This is a genomic window from Halomonas colorata, from assembly GCF_014897985.1.
GTDB classification, from domain to species: Bacteria; Pseudomonadota; Gammaproteobacteria; order Pseudomonadales; family Halomonadaceae; genus Vreelandella; species Vreelandella colorata.
The window spans coordinates 23,041-38,631 of sequence record NZ_JABUZA010000022.1; the positions used below are offsets into that span (position 1 = coordinate 23,041).

The window sequence follows — 15,591 nt, forward strand, 5'->3', positions numbered from 1 at the left end:
AGGCAACCTGCCATGAAGTTATTTATCAGTACTTTAATATTTAATGGGCTGCTGCTTGGGCCCGTATCAGCGGTGGCGGCGCCGAGCCAGGAGCCGGTGCCTGAACGGCCAGTAACCCTTGACCAGACGCTGGAATGGTCGATGCAAAATGAGGAGGGCGCTGCCTATCGGATTCTGATCAGCAAGCCCGAAGGCGAGGTGCCCTACAGCGGTGGTTACCCAGTGATCTATGTGCTGGATGCCAACGCGTATTTCGCTTCCCTGCATGAGGCCAAGCGGGCGCAAGAGCAGTTTCGCCAGGCCATTATTGTCGGCATCGCCTATCCTGGCGAGGCGCCCCATAATTTCTTGCGGCGCTCCTACGACTTATCACCGCCGGTACCAGAGGAAAATAACACACCTCCTCAGGGCGGGCAGGATGAGCTGTTGGATTTTATCGAGGATAGGTTGATGCCCGCCGTCGCTGAACGCTTCCCGGTGGATACTCATCACCAGAGCCTTTATGGCCACTCGTTTGGCGGCATGTTTGCGATTTATGCTCTGTTTACCCGACCAGATCTGTTTAATCACTTGGTTGCCGCCAGCCCGAGCCTTTGGTGGGATGATAGCTATCTGCTGAAACATGAACGCGATTTCAGGCAGCAGGTTGAAGCAGGCGAGGCTAATGTTATCCACCACAGTTTGTCATTGATCGTGGCTGACCACGACTCTCTTCAGAACCAGCAGGATGCCAGTCAGCTCTATCAGCGAATTGAACCACTGTCGGCATACGGCCTACGCAGCAGTTTTTATACAGTCGAGGGTGAGGATCATATGTCCGTTCCTTTTGTACTGGAATCGCGCGTTTTGAAGCAGATACTAGGCTCTCGGCACGGCTGATACTCTTGCTCTGCTTAACCGTCAAAACGGTAAAATATTCGTCATGGAGGTGTTGGTTTAAGCGTTTATATACATCATCGACAACGGCTCTATCAAAAACTCCATGCACAGCCGGGCACGTTGGAAAAGCGTGACGTGGATGCCAGCGCCCGGTAATGAATATGCTAAAGTTCGGCTATCCTTCATTTCCCTTGTTTCTACATGGATGATGTTTTCCCGTGAGAACCGATAGCCGCCTTTCTTGTATGCTGCATGTGCTTTTGCACATTGCCCGCGAATCCCGGCCGATTACCTCTGAACAGATCGGCGCCATGCTGGGCACCAATGGGGCCGTAGTACGCCGTACAATGGCGGGGCTGCGCAAGGCGGGTTATGTGAAATCCGAAAAGGGACATAACGGCGGTTGGCGTATCGCCTGCGATTTGCACAACGTAACCCTGCTGGACATCCACAACGCCGTGGGTGGGCCGCGCATTTTCGCTATTGGCACGGATCATACCAACCCTGATTGCGCGGTAGAACAGGTAGTCAACGCGGCGATTTTTGACGCCATGCATGAGGCCGAGGCTTTGCTTATCAATCGCTTGGGCGCCGTTACTCTCGCGGAGCTTGCCGAACAGTTTGACAATATCGCCACGCGCAAGGGTTATCAGCTACCGACGCTCTGATAGCGCATTATTTCGCTGACTCCTTTACTCCTGAGAATACGGGACTTGCTCTTGTAAGGTCTTTAACGTATCAATAAAAGATACATGAAATGGTTTTACTCTGGCGGGCACAACGGGAGACAGATGATGAGTGTTGATGCAGTGATTATTGGCGGAAGCTATGCGGGCATGGCAGCGGGTCTGCAGTTGGCGCGGGCAAGGCGAAACGTAGTGGTGATTGATGCGGGGGAGCCACGTAATCGTTTTGCCGCCCATTCGCATGGCTTTTTAGCTCAAGATGGTGTGCCGCCGGGCGAAATAGCGGCAGACGCTCGCAGTCAGCTAATGGAGTACCCAACAGTTGAGTGGCAGGCAGGGCGTGTGGAGGCGGTAACCGGGCAGGCGGATAACTTCTTGGTAGTGCTCAATAATGGCAGCACCTATCAGGCACGGCGCATTATTCTGGCCGCTGGCGTGACCGATGAGCTTCCGAGCTTACCAGGGCTCGCCGGCTTGTGGGGCAAACACGTTTTTCACTGCCCTTACTGCCACGGCTACGAGTTGGGCAAGGTAGGGATTGGCGTGCTGGCGACCTCTGAGCTTGCGATGCACCATGGCTTGATGCTGCCGGACTGGGGAGCAACCACGCTGTTTTTGAACGATGCCTTCGAGCCGAGTAGCGAACAGTTGACTCAGTTGGAGGCACGCGGTGCACATATTGAGCGTGGCGCCGTTGCTCAATTGGCTGAACAATCCGGTGCGGGCATTGAATTAATGATGAGCGATGGGCGTAAGTTTTCGCTAGCAGGGCTTTTCGTTGCCCCGACGCTGCACCTTGGGCCCTTAGTGGCTCAACTGGCGTGTGAGCTTGAAGAAACGCCAATGGGGTGCATCGTCAAAACCGATGCGATGCAGGCTACCTCCATTCCAGGCATTTTTGCCTGCGGTGATGTAGCCCGTGCGGGAGGATCCGTTACTTTTGCCGTGGCTGACGGTGTCATGGCAGGACTTTCGACGCATCGAACGCTGATGTTTGGGCTTTAATCATCGTTAGCCCAGACTTTTAACCCTGCAAATACTCCCCCGGCAGGCGTTCGGCCAGAAAATCCATAAACAGCCGGGCGCGCTGGGATAGCGTGGCCTGACGGTAGTAGACGGCATTGACGGCCTGCATTTGACGTTCGGTATGATTGGGCAGTACATCGACCAATGCACCTGCCTTGCGGGGCGTGATGGTCATGAAGTCGGCTAGACAGACGATCCCTTCGCCTTTAAGCGCGAGCTCAATCAGCGTGCTGCCGCTGGAGGCGGAGAGGGCGGGCGTAATGCGTAAGTATTCACCATCGGCACGGCGCAGCGGCCAGCGATTAAGGTGGTCAAGCTGGCTGAAGCCGAGCAGGCTGTGGCGCTCAAGGTCTTCAATGCTTTGTGGAGTGCCCGCGCGCTTAAGGTAAGCGGGGCTTGCCAGAATACGAAGCGGGCTATGGCCCAGGCGCCGTGCATGCAGCGATGAGTCGTCAAGCTCTCCAATACGAATGGCTAAATCCACACGCTGTTCCAGCAGGTCTACAAAACGGTCGTGGGTGTCCAGCTGTAGCGTTATGCCTGGGTAGCGGGCGCGAAACTCACCAAGCACTGGCACAATGACGAACTGCATGAAACTGGGCGCGGCATTTACCCGCAGCCGCCCTTGAGGCTGGCCGTGGTGATCCTGAACCGACTCTTCCGCCGCCTCTACCGCGGTCAAGATGCGGCGGCAGTGATCTAAAAACGTTTCGCCCTCTTCGGTCAGCTCCAGGCGCCGCGTGGTTCGACGCAGTAGGGTGGCGCCCAGCTTGCGTTCCAGGCGATTAAGCGCTCGGCTGACGCCCGACACCGTAATACTCAACCGTTCGGCGGCGCCGGTGATCGAACCGCTATCCACTACGGTAATAAATGCCTGCTGCTCTTCAAGGGTGGTTTTCATAACTGCGGCTCGCGCCTATTGGGTTAAAACACGTTTGTTGACTTTATATCAAAAGTCTCTTGCCAAGGGGCGGGTTTTTCCATGCCTGTGAGCATCTCATAATAGCCAACATTCAAGCCATACCGGTAGGGTTATCACCTATCGACAGGCAAGGTTATCTATTGGGTAAGAGGTTTTTAACGATGAAGATTCTGTTAATCAATGGCGGCAAGCCGTTCGCCCATTCTGGCGGTGAGCTCAACAATACCCTGCATGATGTGGCTTGGAGTACGTTAGCCGAGCAGGGCCATGAAGTTCGTGAAACGGTGATTGAGCAGGGCTACGAAGTGGAGGCCGAGGTGGAAAAGTTCCTCTGGGCGGACACCATCGTCTATCAGATGCCCGGCTGGTGGATGGGCGCGCCCTGGACCGTTAAGCGCTACATTGATGAAGTCTTTACCGCCGGGCACGGTTCACTTTACGCAAGCGACGGCCGCTCGCGCCAGGACCCCACCAAGCAATACGGTAGCGGCGGCTTGTTGCAAGGGCGTCGTTATATGCTTTCACTTACCTGGAATGCACCGCTGGCCGCCTTCGATGAAGCGGATAACTTCTTTGAGGGTCGCGGTGTTGATGGCGTTTACTTCCCGTTCCACAAGTCTCAGGAATTTATTGGCCTGGAAGCGCTGCCCATCTTTATCGCCAACGATGTGATCAAGGCACCGGACGTCGAGCGCGATATGGCCGCTTACACCCAGCACCTAGCGCGCCTGTTCGGCTAAACGATAGCTGAAAACCAGCGTTGGCTGAACAGGCGCTAGAAGCGCTCAAGTGATGAGGCAATGAACACGATGCACACTGCCAGCAGGCCAAGTATTCCGAAGGCATAGTGCAGCGAGATGAAGTGAGCGGTAAAGCCGATCAACGGCGGCCCGAGCAGCATGCCGCCATAGCCCAGGGACGCTACGCTGGCGATGGCGACGCCCGGTGGCGTATCGGGATCGTTGGCCGCGCGGGAAAATGCCAGCGGCATGATAAGCGCGTAGCCGATACCCAGGAAGAAGAAGCCAAGCAGCGCGGCCATGAAGTTGGCGGGAATGACGGCGAGAAGCACGCCGATGGTGGCCGAACACCCGGCAAAGCGTGCCGCGTTTGCCGGGCCTAGCCGGGAAATCACGCCGCCGCCGATCAAGCGCATGATGACCATGGCCAGCGAAAATACGGCGTACCCTATTGCTCCTTGGGCCGTGGTCGCCGACGTGACGGTGACCAGAAACAGTGCGCTCCAATCGGCGATGGCGCCTTCACCAAGTGAGGCGCACAGGGCGATGATCCCGACCCAAAGCAGGACACCATGGGGCAGCGGAAAGCGTTTCGCCCCCGCCGGACGGGGCCTTGTTTCAGATTTCCAGCCGATACTCGCAAGCCAGATCATGCTCACGTACATCGCGATGCCGATAAGCGAAAAGTGGGTAAGCAGCGATAGTTCCAGGCTGACCGCCAGATAGCCCGCCGCGGCACCGACGCCTGCGCCCAAACTCCACATGGCATGAAATGATGACATGACCGGCTTTTCGATGAAGCGCTCCGCCTCGCCAGCCCAGCTGTTCATGGTGACATCCATGGCACCATGGCCGGCACCGAAGAGAAACAGCGCCGCCGCCGTCAACCAGAGGTTGAAAGCGCAAGCGATCATCACTAGAGCAAGGGTGTAGGCGAGAGCAATCGCGAGGGTCGCACGCGCGGCGCCGAAGGTATCCGAAGCTCTGCCCGCCAACGGAAACGAGATCAGAGCGCCAAAAGCCAGCACGAGTAGCAGCAGGCCGAGCCGTCCGCCATCCAGGTCGTGGTGCAACGCCACCGTAGGAATGCGCGAAGCCCAGGTGCCGAACAGCCCGCCGTTGAGAAAGAACATGGCGGCGACCGCAAGCCAGACTCTGCGTGGACGAGACATGTAGCACCTCCATTGCCAAGCGGCTAAATTCCTTCACGTCTTCCGATATAGCCCCAGGGGCCTCCACCGCTCTAAAAGAGCCGGTTTTCACCAAGTAGCTAGGGGTCTTGTGCTTCTTGAGCAAAGTGCTTGGCCTGCGGTTTAGGCTTACGCTGCGGACGTTCTGCCATAATGCGCGCCAGGCGCTCAAGCGAGAGTTCCAGGCGCTCAATCAGACCTTCCAGCAGGACGCGGCGGTCGGCGGAGATATCGCCGTGGGTGGTAATGGCGTCTTCCAGCTGTTTTCCCGCTTCACGAATGCCTTTTGGCAGGTGGCCAGTAGCGCTGTCTTCAAAACCCACCGCTAAGGCACGCAGCACATTTTGATGCGCTTCACGAATGAGTGGATGCGGCGCATCGTCAAGCCGGTCGCGCAGCCGCAGTGTGGCGGTGCCTAAATCAAGCCCGGTCAGGCCAAGAATAAACAGGTGGCGCTGTTCTTCGGGCAGCATATCGTCGTGCTGGGCCAGATGCAGAAGGCGGTCGGCCATATGGCCGCTAAAGCGGGTTTCAGCATCGCGAATTGAACGGCGTCTTAGCTCGTGAATATCATTGGATATTGCCTTGATCAAACGCCGCCGCCTAAGCCGAGTCCCCAGCCCTGGCAGTAGGCGAAAGCCCATTACCACGCAGCTCAGGCCGATTACCACCGCGACTACCCGGTTGGCGAAGCTGTCAAACGAGAAGTCCATGCCGTTGCCGGGCATCGTCAGCAGGATGTTGAAGATGGTAAAGGCCAGGCAGTAGCCCATCGTGGCCAGGTTAGTCGCGCCTAATAGGCCTAAAAATAGCGGTGTCCCGAAAATGAGTGCCAGCAATGGAAAGCTATTGGCCTGAGAGAGCAGCACATGGCCGAACAGAAAGGCGCTGGGAATGGCCGCCAGCATGCCTTTGTAGAACATCATGGTAATCGCTATCGGGTTGTCACGACTGGCAAAGAAGGCCGAAAACAGGGTGCCCAGCATCATGGCGATCATGGCACTTTGCCAGGCGGTAACAATCCAGAAGACCGCGAGCAGCGAGAACACAATCCCTGAGCGTATCGCGTTGATACTTGCGGCGAGGTGGTCGCGGTGCCAGGCCAGCGGCGATGAGCGCAATTGATAGCGCCCCGGGGAGGCTATCGCTTCGCGGGCGTCAAGCATCACCATGGCGTGGCCAATGGACTCGCGTAGCCCCAGGCGCAGGCGACGATCCAGCGGTGCCAAGGTGGTTTCGTCGTTATTTTCATGCACCAGATGGCGTAGCGCCTGAAGCGTTTTTCTGGCGTCAGCAACGCCTTTAACGTGCTCGGCCTCCCGAAACCCCTGAGCCACCTGACAGGCAAGCTTCAGGCTTTGTGGATCAAGCCGGTCGGCATGATCGTGCATGAGCTGATGGAGCGCCTGCAAATTGGCGAAAAAGCGCAGCGTGCGCCGTGTGAGGACATGGGTCGCGCGCACTCGGCCAGGGCCGACCGGGCCTTCAAAGCGGGCCGCCTGGCTATCGGATTCAAGTAAGGTTAATGGCCCTAAACTGCCGCGCAGGGCCTTCTGCATCGCAGGAATGTCGTCGCTGGCTTCCAGGCGCAGGGCGGCATGCTCAAAAGCTTCATTGATGACGCTGTCTGCTTGGGTCGCCAGGTGCGTTCCCACGTGGGATGGCCATAGCAGCGAACTGACCAGCATCGCGCAGACCGCGCCCAGCCCCAGTTCAGAAAGGCGCGCCACCGCGATATCGAAAATCCCCGCAGGCGTGCTACCGCTGGAAATAACCACGATCAGCATGGCGGTCACCGCGGCCATCAGGCAACCGTAGGTGTAGTTGTTACGCCATAGCGAGCCGACATAGGTACACAGCATGATCCAGCCGGTCAGGGTAATCAGCGCGGGTATACGCGCTTGAGCGAACAGGGCCATGATAATGATGCCCGCCACGGCGCCGATAAAAGTGCCGCCAAGCTGGCAGATGCCTTTTTCGATCACCATGCCGCTCATCGGACGAATCTGAAGAAACGCCGCCGACATCAGCGCCCAGTAGGGGCGTTCCAAGTCAAACCAGAGCGCCACATAGAGCGCGAGCATCATCGCCAGGGTGGTCTTGATGGCAAATTTGACCGCCGTGGCGTTGGGCATTAAATACGTTTGAACGAACGGCGACATGGGTTACTCAGGCCGTGCGTTTTGGGTTTCGGTAGCGCGCTCGGCAGGACGCTCGACAGGACGGACATGAACGGTGGCCGTCATGCCGACACTCAGCAACGTTTCATCGGGGATTTCATCCAGGGCAATACGTACCGGGATGCGCTGCGCCAGGCGTACCCAGTTGAACGTAGGCGCAACCTGAGGCAGCAGTTGCTGGTTCAGGTTGGTATTGCTGTCGGCAATGCCCCGGCCAATCCCTACCACGTGGCCGTTAAGGTGCGTATCGCCGTTCATTAAGACGACATCGACCGGGTCGCCCACGTGAATTGTGGCCATTTTGGTTTCTTCAAAATAACCCACCACGTAGTAAGAATTGGCGGCGATCAGCGCCAGTACTGAGCTTCCGCGGTTGACGTAGTTACCGGCCGAAAGCTGCACATTCAGCACATGACCGCTTACCGGCGCGTTAATCTGGGTTCTCTCCAGGTCAAGCTGGGCGCTTGCCAGATCAGCCTCAGCCTGCTGCAGGTCAGCGGCGGCAATGCGCGAATTTACCTGGGCAACCTGCTGATCCTCAGCGCTAATCGCGCGGCTATTGCGCAGCTGATTGCGGCGGCCCTCTTCGGCCCGGTTGAGCTCAAGCGTTGCCTGACGATGTTCTACCGTTGCCTGGGCTTTATTCACTGCCGCTTGATAGCGTGCATCGTCGATCTCAAACAGCGTATCACCCTGGGCAACGTAATCGGTGTCGGCCACGTTAAGGGTGCGTACCCAGCCGGAGACATCCGGGGCAATGGTGATGACTTCTGCATGCACGCGGGCGTCGCGCGTCCAGGGCGTATAAAGGTAATAGCGCCATAGCCAGGCACCGGCGGCAACGGCAATCGCGACAATAATAAGGGTCAGCAGAATACGAAGCGAAGGGCGCATTAAGGGTCTCTCTTAAGGGCTTTCAAGCAAAATGGTAAAGATGAAGGTGGTGGCTGCGGTAAAGATGACAAAAAGAGAGATGTCGAACCATGCCTCGTACCACAGCGCGTACTGCCCGACTATCCAATGAAGCAAGGAGCGGGTCACCAGAGTGGCGACAAACCCAATCAATGCGTAAATCAGCAGAGGGCTGAGATAAATGCCGCCAAAAGCGATTTCTTGAAGACCCATAACATCCTTAACGTGGCCTGAAGTCATGTAAAGAGACAAGAGCTTAGTGAGTTATCTGATAGATGCCAGATGTTTCACTCTTTTTATAGCATAGAGAGCTTAAACGAATCTTGCTTTGCAGGGGAGGAGTGACAAGAGAGTCTTCGTCTGCAGTGTTTGCTGGCTATTTAAGGTTTGGCGCCAGGTGCTAATAGGGAAGTACTTACTTAATTAGACAAATGAGAATTATTCTTTAGTATTAGTGTCGTAACTACTCACTGTCAGCCCGGTAGTTGGAGACGCAATTGTGCTAATCAAAAAGAAGAAAGCTCGATCTCATACCGAAGATCGTTATCTGGCAATGGTGCTGGCGACGGCTGCGGGTATTCTCAATGCCATGGCATTGGGCGCCTTTGGTTTTCTCCCCTCGCATATGAGTGGCAACGTCTCGCAAATGCCAAGCGAAGTGGCAAGCTCCGATACGCATGGGTTTCTGTTTCTGGCAACTCTGCTCATTGCCTTCGTAATGGGAGGGATGCTTGCCCGTATTGCGGTGATCGCAGGTCAGAAAATAAGAACCATCTTCTGTCTGATACTTCTAGTTGAAGGCGCGGCTCTGGTCGCCGTATCACTTTTTGAAATTCTGGTGTATTCGACGCACTTCAACTCGCAAGTGCTGATAATGCTGGGCTTTTTGATGGGGGTGCATAACTCGACCTCAACGCAACTGTCCAATGGTCGGGTGAGATCGACGCATGTGACCGGCACACTGACCGATGCGGGCATCGCGCTAGGCTCGTTCTTGTCATCCTTCGTGTCACGTGATGGATCGCTTGATCGGCGCTTTTTTCAAAAGCAGTTACATACCCATTTAATAACGATTTTTTCATTCCTGAGCGGATGTGTCGCCGGACTCATACTGTTCGATTTATTCGGCTTCACGGCGATGCTGACGTTAGGAGCGTTTTTGATCGTCGTTGCCGCAAGCGCCATCGTTATCACGGTGCGTACGGCAAGCAAGTTGATGGTTCCTAAAAGAGTATGATGCGGCGATCGCCCACCCCGTGGGGTGGGCTTTTCTGCGTCGGTCTAGATAGCCTAGCGGTCTCGTTCCAGACTCTGCACCGTTAGATCCAGCGTCTTGTACATATTCAGCCGAGCGGAAAGGCCAATATCCGGATGATTCAGGTCATTGGCGCGTTCTGACGGTAAAATTGGTGCGGTCAGGTCATCGGCATCAGTCGGCTCGAAATCGTACTCTTCACCGATGGTCATGGCGCCGCGGCGGAGCAGAATGCGTAACTGCGCTGGCGTGAGTTCTGGATCTATCGACATCATTGCGGCCAACAGGCCGGCCACCAATGGGGTTGCGTAGGAGGTTCCACAGTGGGCTTCGCCTTGCTCGCCCTCTATCAGGGAAGATCCGCGCACACAGGCCGCCGCAGTGATATCCACGCGCATATCGATATTCGATGCTTCACGTTTGATCACGTAACGGGGATCTTCCACCGGGACGTCCTCATCACTGCGCTCATGCCCACCCACTACGAACAGCTGCTCGGTCACGAACGAGGAGGGCAGCCGATAATCATCACTCCCAGAAAACGATGATGCGTTGCCCGCTGAGTTCACGACCACTACATCCGGATGTTCTCGGCGCAGCCATAAGAAGAACTCTTCAAGCAGTTCTTCATAACCGCTCATGGCAATGCCTGAGCGCACTAATGAATCAACCTCGTCGCCGTTAATATCGGTAGCGCCTACCCGGTGGATGCCCCAGCTCCAGTTGAGCACTCGGACACCGTCTTCCACAAGGTTCACCGAGGCGGCGACATTGGCGGTAATGCCTGCATCTGAATTGCGATCCACAATCACATCAAAGCCAGGGCCTACCTCGTCCAAGCCGCGTAGAAAACCACTGTTGCCGCCTTCATTCCAGGCCGCGGCCAAAACGCCGGCAACCGTGGTGCCGTGCCCATCGGGCGTGGCGGCATCGCGTGCATAAACACAGGTTCTTGACGAATCTTTACGGCAGTCGCCCAGGTAATCGGCAAAATCCGGCGAATCAAAGTCGACTTCTCTCTCAATGACGCCAATGCGTATGGGCTGCGTTTCGATATCCCCGTTCTGCGGCAGACGCCGCTGGTAATAGTTCACGGCATCCAGAAAGCGATTGGATGCCCATCGCTGGTCATCTGCATTGGGTAGGTTGTTTGCCTCACTCTCAGCGGTTTCTTCTGCGCCGGATTCTTCGACGACGACCGCATCGATGCTGACCTCGCTGCCTAACCTGAGTACTAACGCATCGCGCTCCTCCAGGTTGTCGACGGGTAAGCGCAATTGATAGGTATTGAGCGGCGGGATCATGCCGACGACTTCAGCGCCGTATTTTTCTGCCAGCCGCTGGGCCTCCTCGGCACCGTCGTAGTCTTCTTCAATGATCAGACTGATCAGATCCACGTAGGTGGTAATGTCATCCATGTTCTTGGCGGTCTCTTGATCCGTGGCCGCCAGCACATGGCTGCCTCTGAGGCTGACCCAAACCGGATTGCTGGACTGTTCGTGCTGCTCGAACCACAGAGGACCGCTTTGCGCATCGGCGCTATTGATGCGCACCCGCACTCGATCTCCATCGTGGTCAAGGCCTTCTGCGTGAAGTGGGGTGCCGTTGAGCTTCACTTGAAAATCGGTGTCATCCAGCCCGCTGACACGCAGGCAGAATTCTTGAATATCCATCGCCAGCAGATTGCCACAGCGTTGCAGTTGTTCAACTCGTAAAGGTTGCTCACCCTGTGAAGGCTGCTCAGCAGCTGCGCTAGTCGCTATTAACACCAATGTCAGCGCGGCAACCAGGCGGCCCGCGCCACAATATTTTACTGTCATACTCATGCTCCAGACGGCATTCAACACAATGGCATTCAACCCAATGGGTATTCGATTGGCTGCACGTAGCATAAACGTATTCGCTGAATGGAACATGAATACGCTGTCCTCCCAGCAGCTGCATTCGTACGACACTTAATGCTCAACTTACCTTTATGGTTGCCGCGTACGTTATGCTAGTCATTACTTTGCTAATGATTAATCCGCCCCCCAAGGAGTTTTAGCGCACATGATTGAAGCAAGAGGACTCACCCGCCTGCCACTGCGTAACGTTGCCTTTGTTGCCTGCTGGTGTCTGTTGGCTATTTCACTCATAGGGCTGTCCTTCTCGCTTATATGGTTATTGGGCGTGGTGGTGTTTGGCAGCCTTGCCTTGCTGGGTTTACACGACGTGCGCCAACGCAAGCGCACGGTAAGCCGTAACTATCCTGTGCTTGCCCATATTCGGTATTTTCTGGAGTCGATCGGCCCGGAAATACGCCAGTACTTTATTCAGTCGGATCTGGATGAACGGCCCTTTTCCCGCGAGCAGCGTGCCGTGGTCTATCAGCGCGCTAAAAACGAGAGCGACAAGAAGCCCTTTGGTTCGCTTCGGGATATGTATCAGCCGGGCCATGAGTGGATTAATCACTCGCTGCTTCCCCATACCATTGAAGACGCTGACTTTCGCGTTCAGGTGGGCGGTAGTCGCTGTAGCCAGCCCTACTTTGCCAGCGTGTTTAATATTTCGGCGATGAGCTTTGGCTCGCTCTCCGGTAATGCCATCGAGGCGCTGAATGCCGGCGCTTACAAGGGTGGCTTTTATCACGACACGGGCGAAGGCTCGATCTCTCGCTACCACCGCTTGCATGGCGGTGATTTGGTCTGGGAAATAGGCTCCGGCTACTTCGGCTGTCGTCACGAGGACGGCACGTTTAACGCCGAGCGCTTTGCCGCCAACGCAGCGGATGATCAGGTTAAGATGATCGAGATCAAGCTTTCTCAGGGCGCCAAGCCAGGCCACGGGGGCATATTGCCCGCAGCCAAGGTAACCGCCGAGATTGCTGAGGCAAGAGAAGTACCTATGGGCCAGGATGTGATTTCTCCTGCCGCCCATTCAGCGTTCTCAACCCCGCTGGAGTTGATGAGCTTTATTGGCCAGCTGCGCACGCTTTCCGGCGGCAAACCGGTAGGTTTCAAGCTGGCGATTGGTCACCCCTGGGAATGGTTTGCGATTGTTAAAGCCATGCTGGAAAGCGGTGAAAGGCCGGATTTTATTGTGGTGGATGGCGGTGAAGGCGGAACCGGCGCTGCGCCGCTTGAGTTTATCAACCGTATGGGGGTGCCGCTCACCGAAGCTGTAACGCTGGTGCACAACACGCTGGTGGGCGCTGGGCTTCGCGAGGAGATTCGAATTGGCGCGGCAGGCAAGATTACCTCCGGCTTTAATATTGCCCGCACCATGGCGCTGGGGGCCGATTGGTGTAATGCGGGCAGGGGGTTCATGTTTTCTCTAGGGTGTATCCAGGCGCTCAACTGCCACTCCGATAAGTGCCCAAGCGGCGTGGCTACTCAGGATCCCAACCGCAGCCGCCATCTGGATATCGCTGACAAAACAGACCGCGTGTACAACTTCCACCGCAATACCTTAAAAGCGTTGGCGGAAATGCTGGGCGCCGCCGGGCTTAGCCACCCTAGTGAGCTGGGGCCTGAGCACATTATTCGGCGGGTGTCTGAAAACGAGATTCAGTCTTACGATCAGATGTTTACCTTTTTAAAGCCTGATGAACTGCTCAGTGGCCGTTGCGAGCACACGGTGTTTCAGCAGTACTGGGAAGAAGCGCGGTCAGACTCATTTTTGCCCTCTTCCAGAATTTCCCGGCTGCGGCTTACCAAGCTGGAGTAAAGCTTAGGCGTAAGGCACGTTAGCGCCGCCTGGGTAAGACTAAAGCCTGACTGAGCTGATAAGACGGTCAGGCTTTGGCTTGCTTGATCCACATAGGTAGGCTGTAATTCGTTTCACCACTGACACGGATAAAACAGTGTTACCTACTGATCGTTGGTGGACAAACGTCGGCTCACCTCTATGGATAAAGTAATTATGAAAGCACACGGCTCGTGGCCTACATGGATAGTGCTGGTAATAGCATTGGCATTTTCCAGCCTCTGCACGGCGCAATCTCAGGGAGAAGAAGACCAGGATAGCCGTTGGTTCGCGATTAGTACGCTAAATGAAGGGTTGGATGAGGCGCCTGACGACGTTCGGCGCGCAACCCCGCGTGAGTCGATACGCAGTTTTTTGAGGTTAACCAACGAGGAAAAGTTTGCCGAAGCGGCACACATGCTGAATCTTAATGACCTGTCAGCGGAAGAGCAGCAGAGCCAAGGCGCGTTGTTGACCCGTCAGTTAGCCGAAGTATTGCGGCGCGGTGAGTGGATGAATGCCTCAAACCTTTCCGGTCGTCAGGACGCCGCTGTTGAAGACCCCACCGGTCAAAACCCCCTGGCGGGCCAGCCGCGCCGAGATATTGAGCTTGCGTCGCTGAAAATAGAAGGCCAGGACTACGATATTCGCCTGGGGCGCTACCGGTTAGATGACCAGGACCCCGTCTGGTTGATCATGCCAGACAGCATTACCTACATCCCGGATCTTTATGAAGAGTACGGTCCTTCAATGCTGGAAGAGTATATCCCCAGCCGCTTAAAGGCTTCGTTTGGGATGCTCAAGATATGGGAATGGATCGCCATTCCGATTTTTCTGTTGGTGATTACCTTCGTGGGTTGGGGAAGCTACCACTTGGTTGAGCTGATGGCACGCTTGCTGCCGAGCGGGGCACGAAGCATCTTCGCTGCGCGAATTAAAGGTCCGATGGCCTTGATCATGATGTCGTTGGTGACCCAAACGCTGCTCGACTACGTCGTATCGTTTTCCGCTGTCGCCACAACCACTTTTCGGATTGTATTGATCGCCATACTGGCCTGGAGCCTCGGTACCATTGCGCTTCGCCTGATAGATACCATTATGCTGCGCATGACGCGCCGCCTGGTGGGGGAAATTGACGACACCAAACCCAAGGATGAGCGTAAGCTTTTAACCTCGTTATACGCCTTACGCCGGGGCATCATTCTGCTTACGGTAATCAGCGTTTCGATTTATGTTTTAAGCAAGATCCAGCTCTTTGAAACGTTGGGGTTATCGATTTTAGCCTCGGCGAGCGTCTTGGCGGTACTCGTGGGTATTGCCGGGCAAACGGTGCTGGGCAATATCCTGTCTTCCTTTCAGCTGTCGCTTGCTAAACCGATTCGTATCGGCGACCTGGTGATGTTCGAAGGGCAGTGGTGCTATGTAGAGGGCATTTTCTATACGTTTATCCGTTTGAGGGTATGGGATGATCGGCGGCTGATCGTGCCGGTCACCTACTTTACCTCCAAACCCTTTGAAAACCTCTCGGTTAAAAGCGCCAAAATATACCGCGGCCTGGAGCTGATTCTTCACTTAAGCGCCGATATTTCAGTGATCAGAGAAAAGTTTCTGGCTGTTGCCAAGGAAGAGGACAGTGTGGTCGAGCACCATAAGCTGCTCTGCTATGTCACGGGGCAGACTGCCACGGCCCAGACCATTACCTGCTATTTGATGACGTCTGACCCGCTTTCCGGCTGGACCGCGGAAATGAATGTTCGAGAAAAGCTGATGACATTTATTCGCGATCAACATCCAGAGTGGTGGCCTCGCGAAGTTATGGTGATCAGCCATAACGATGTGGCCAAAGGTGAAAGGCCCAAGAAGGCTGCGTCAAAGGCAGATGCCGAGCAGAAAGAGCATTCAGACGAGGACCAGTCTGAGCATGAAGAAAGCGCGGATGCAGCATCCGATTCATCAGACGAAGAACGTTCCGACGAATCAGAAAGCTCGGGCGAGACAGAAAGCGCGCGCTATACAGATGAGTCGGAAAGTTCTAACGATACGGACAGCTCAAATAAAAAGCCCGCTTCGTAAGGTCA

General features: G+C 55.6%; 13 protein-coding genes. 7 read left to right on the plus strand and 6 right to left on the minus strand.

Features of this window, described 5'->3' with window-relative positions; all coding sequences use genetic code 11:
- Nucleotides 1–12: 12 nt before the first annotated feature.
- From INT33_RS12040 to INT33_RS12050, 3 genes are all read left to right on the plus strand, one after another.
- The gene (locus INT33_RS12040; RefSeq protein WP_192537565.1) at nucleotides 13–879 is read left to right on the plus strand and encodes an alpha/beta hydrolase; all 867 of its coding nucleotides are present in this window, start codon (nucleotides 13–15) and stop codon (nucleotides 877–879) included.
- Nucleotides 880–1,097: 218 nt separating this feature from the next.
- Entirely contained in the window at nucleotides 1,098–1,547 is a 450-nt protein-coding gene (locus tag INT33_RS12045) for an Rrf2 family transcriptional regulator (protein ID WP_193091991.1), read from the plus strand.
- A gap of 126 nt (nucleotides 1,548–1,673) precedes the next feature.
- Nucleotides 1,674–2,570, plus strand: a complete 897-nt coding sequence (locus INT33_RS12050; protein ID WP_192537563.1) for an NAD(P)/FAD-dependent oxidoreductase — start codon at nucleotides 1,674–1,676, stop codon at nucleotides 2,568–2,570.
- Nucleotides 2,571–2,589: 19 nt separating this feature from the next.
- Here INT33_RS12050 and INT33_RS12055 read toward each other — a convergent pair whose 3' ends face one another.
- Entirely contained in the window at nucleotides 2,590–3,492 is a 903-nt protein-coding gene (locus INT33_RS12055; RefSeq protein ID WP_192537562.1) for a LysR substrate-binding domain-containing protein, read from the minus strand.
- Nucleotides 3,493–3,674: 182 nt separating this feature from the next.
- Here INT33_RS12055 and INT33_RS12060 point away from each other — a divergent pair, with 182 nt between their 5' ends.
- A complete protein-coding gene (locus tag INT33_RS12060; protein ID WP_192537561.1) occupies nucleotides 3,675–4,253 on the plus strand; it encodes an NAD(P)H-dependent oxidoreductase in 579 nt (192 codons plus the stop codon).
- A gap of 35 nt (nucleotides 4,254–4,288) precedes the next feature.
- Here INT33_RS12060 and INT33_RS12065 read toward each other — a convergent pair whose 3' ends face one another.
- The 4 genes from INT33_RS12065 to INT33_RS12080 form a co-directional block, all read right to left on the minus strand.
- A complete protein-coding gene (locus INT33_RS12065; RefSeq protein WP_192537560.1) occupies nucleotides 4,289–5,425 on the minus strand; it encodes an MFS transporter in 1,137 nt (378 codons plus the stop codon).
- A 98-nt stretch (nucleotides 5,426–5,523) separates the two neighbouring features.
- Nucleotides 5,524–7,605, minus strand: coding sequence for an FUSC family protein (locus tag INT33_RS12070; RefSeq protein WP_192537559.1), 2,082 nt, complete (start codon nucleotides 7,603–7,605; stop codon nucleotides 5,524–5,526).
- A gap of 3 nt (nucleotides 7,606–7,608) precedes the next feature.
- Entirely contained in the window at nucleotides 7,609–8,517 is a 909-nt protein-coding gene (locus INT33_RS12075; protein WP_192537558.1) for an efflux RND transporter periplasmic adaptor subunit, read from the minus strand.
- A gap of 12 nt (nucleotides 8,518–8,529) precedes the next feature.
- Complete coding sequence (locus INT33_RS12080; protein WP_192537557.1) at nucleotides 8,530–8,748, minus strand: DUF1656 domain-containing protein; 219 nt, start codon at nucleotides 8,746–8,748, stop codon at nucleotides 8,530–8,532.
- A 286-nt stretch (nucleotides 8,749–9,034) separates the two neighbouring features.
- Between INT33_RS12080 and INT33_RS12085 the strand changes: the two genes are divergently transcribed.
- On the plus strand, nucleotides 9,035–9,772 hold the full coding sequence (locus INT33_RS12085) for a YoaK family protein (RefSeq protein WP_318782746.1): 738 nt from the start codon (nucleotides 9,035–9,037) through the stop codon (nucleotides 9,770–9,772).
- A 53-nt stretch (nucleotides 9,773–9,825) separates the two neighbouring features.
- Here the strand turns inward: INT33_RS12085 and INT33_RS12090 are convergent, their stop codons facing one another.
- Nucleotides 9,826–11,610: a S8/S53 family peptidase gene (locus INT33_RS12090; RefSeq protein ID WP_193091992.1), complete on the minus strand. Its 1,785-nt coding sequence runs from the start codon at nucleotides 11,608–11,610 to the stop codon at nucleotides 9,826–9,828.
- A gap of 229 nt (nucleotides 11,611–11,839) precedes the next feature.
- On the opposite strand from INT33_RS12090, the gene INT33_RS12095 reads away from it, so the two are divergent.
- Together INT33_RS12095 and INT33_RS12100 are read left to right on the plus strand one after the other, a co-directional pair.
- On the plus strand, nucleotides 11,840–13,495 hold the full coding sequence (locus tag INT33_RS12095; protein WP_193091993.1) for an FMN-binding glutamate synthase family protein: 1,656 nt from the start codon (nucleotides 11,840–11,842) through the stop codon (nucleotides 13,493–13,495).
- 195 nt (nucleotides 13,496–13,690) lie between these two features.
- Entirely contained in the window at nucleotides 13,691–15,586 is a 1,896-nt protein-coding gene (locus INT33_RS12100; RefSeq protein ID WP_226940173.1) for a mechanosensitive ion channel family protein, read from the plus strand.
- Nucleotides 15,587–15,591 lie beyond the last annotated feature (5 nt).

Bases quoted from the DNA above. Each gene is read 5' to 3' on its own strand.
- INT33_RS12070 (WP_192537559.1), bottom strand. From the start codon at position 7,605: ATGTCGCCGTTCGTTCAAACGTATTTAATGCCCAACGCCACGGCGGTC.
- INT33_RS12040 (WP_192537565.1), top strand. From the start codon at position 13: ATGAAGTTATTTATCAGTACTTTAATATTTAATGGGCTGCTGCTTGGG.
- INT33_RS12055 (WP_192537562.1), bottom strand. From the start codon at position 3,492: ATGAAAACCACCCTTGAAGAGCAGCAGGCATTTATTACCGTAGTGGAT.
- INT33_RS12100 (WP_226940173.1), top strand. From the start codon at position 13,691: ATGAAAGCACACGGCTCGTGGCCTACATGGATAGTGCTGGTAATAGCA.
- INT33_RS12065 (WP_192537560.1), bottom strand. From the start codon at position 5,425: ATGTCTCGTCCACGCAGAGTCTGGCTTGCGGTCGCCGCCATGTTCTTT.
- INT33_RS12080 (WP_192537557.1), bottom strand. From the start codon at position 8,748: ATGGGTCTTCAAGAAATCGCTTTTGGCGGCATTTATCTCAGCCCTCTG.
- INT33_RS12090 (WP_193091992.1), bottom strand. From the start codon at position 11,610: ATGACAGTAAAATATTGTGGCGCGGGCCGCCTGGTTGCCGCGCTGACA.
- INT33_RS12095 (WP_193091993.1), top strand. From the start codon at position 11,840: ATGATTGAAGCAAGAGGACTCACCCGCCTGCCACTGCGTAACGTTGCC.
- INT33_RS12050 (WP_192537563.1), top strand. From the start codon at position 1,674: ATGAGTGTTGATGCAGTGATTATTGGCGGAAGCTATGCGGGCATGGCA.
- INT33_RS12060 (WP_192537561.1), top strand. From the start codon at position 3,675: ATGAAGATTCTGTTAATCAATGGCGGCAAGCCGTTCGCCCATTCTGGC.
- INT33_RS12075 (WP_192537558.1), bottom strand. From the start codon at position 8,517: ATGCGCCCTTCGCTTCGTATTCTGCTGACCCTTATTATTGTCGCGATT.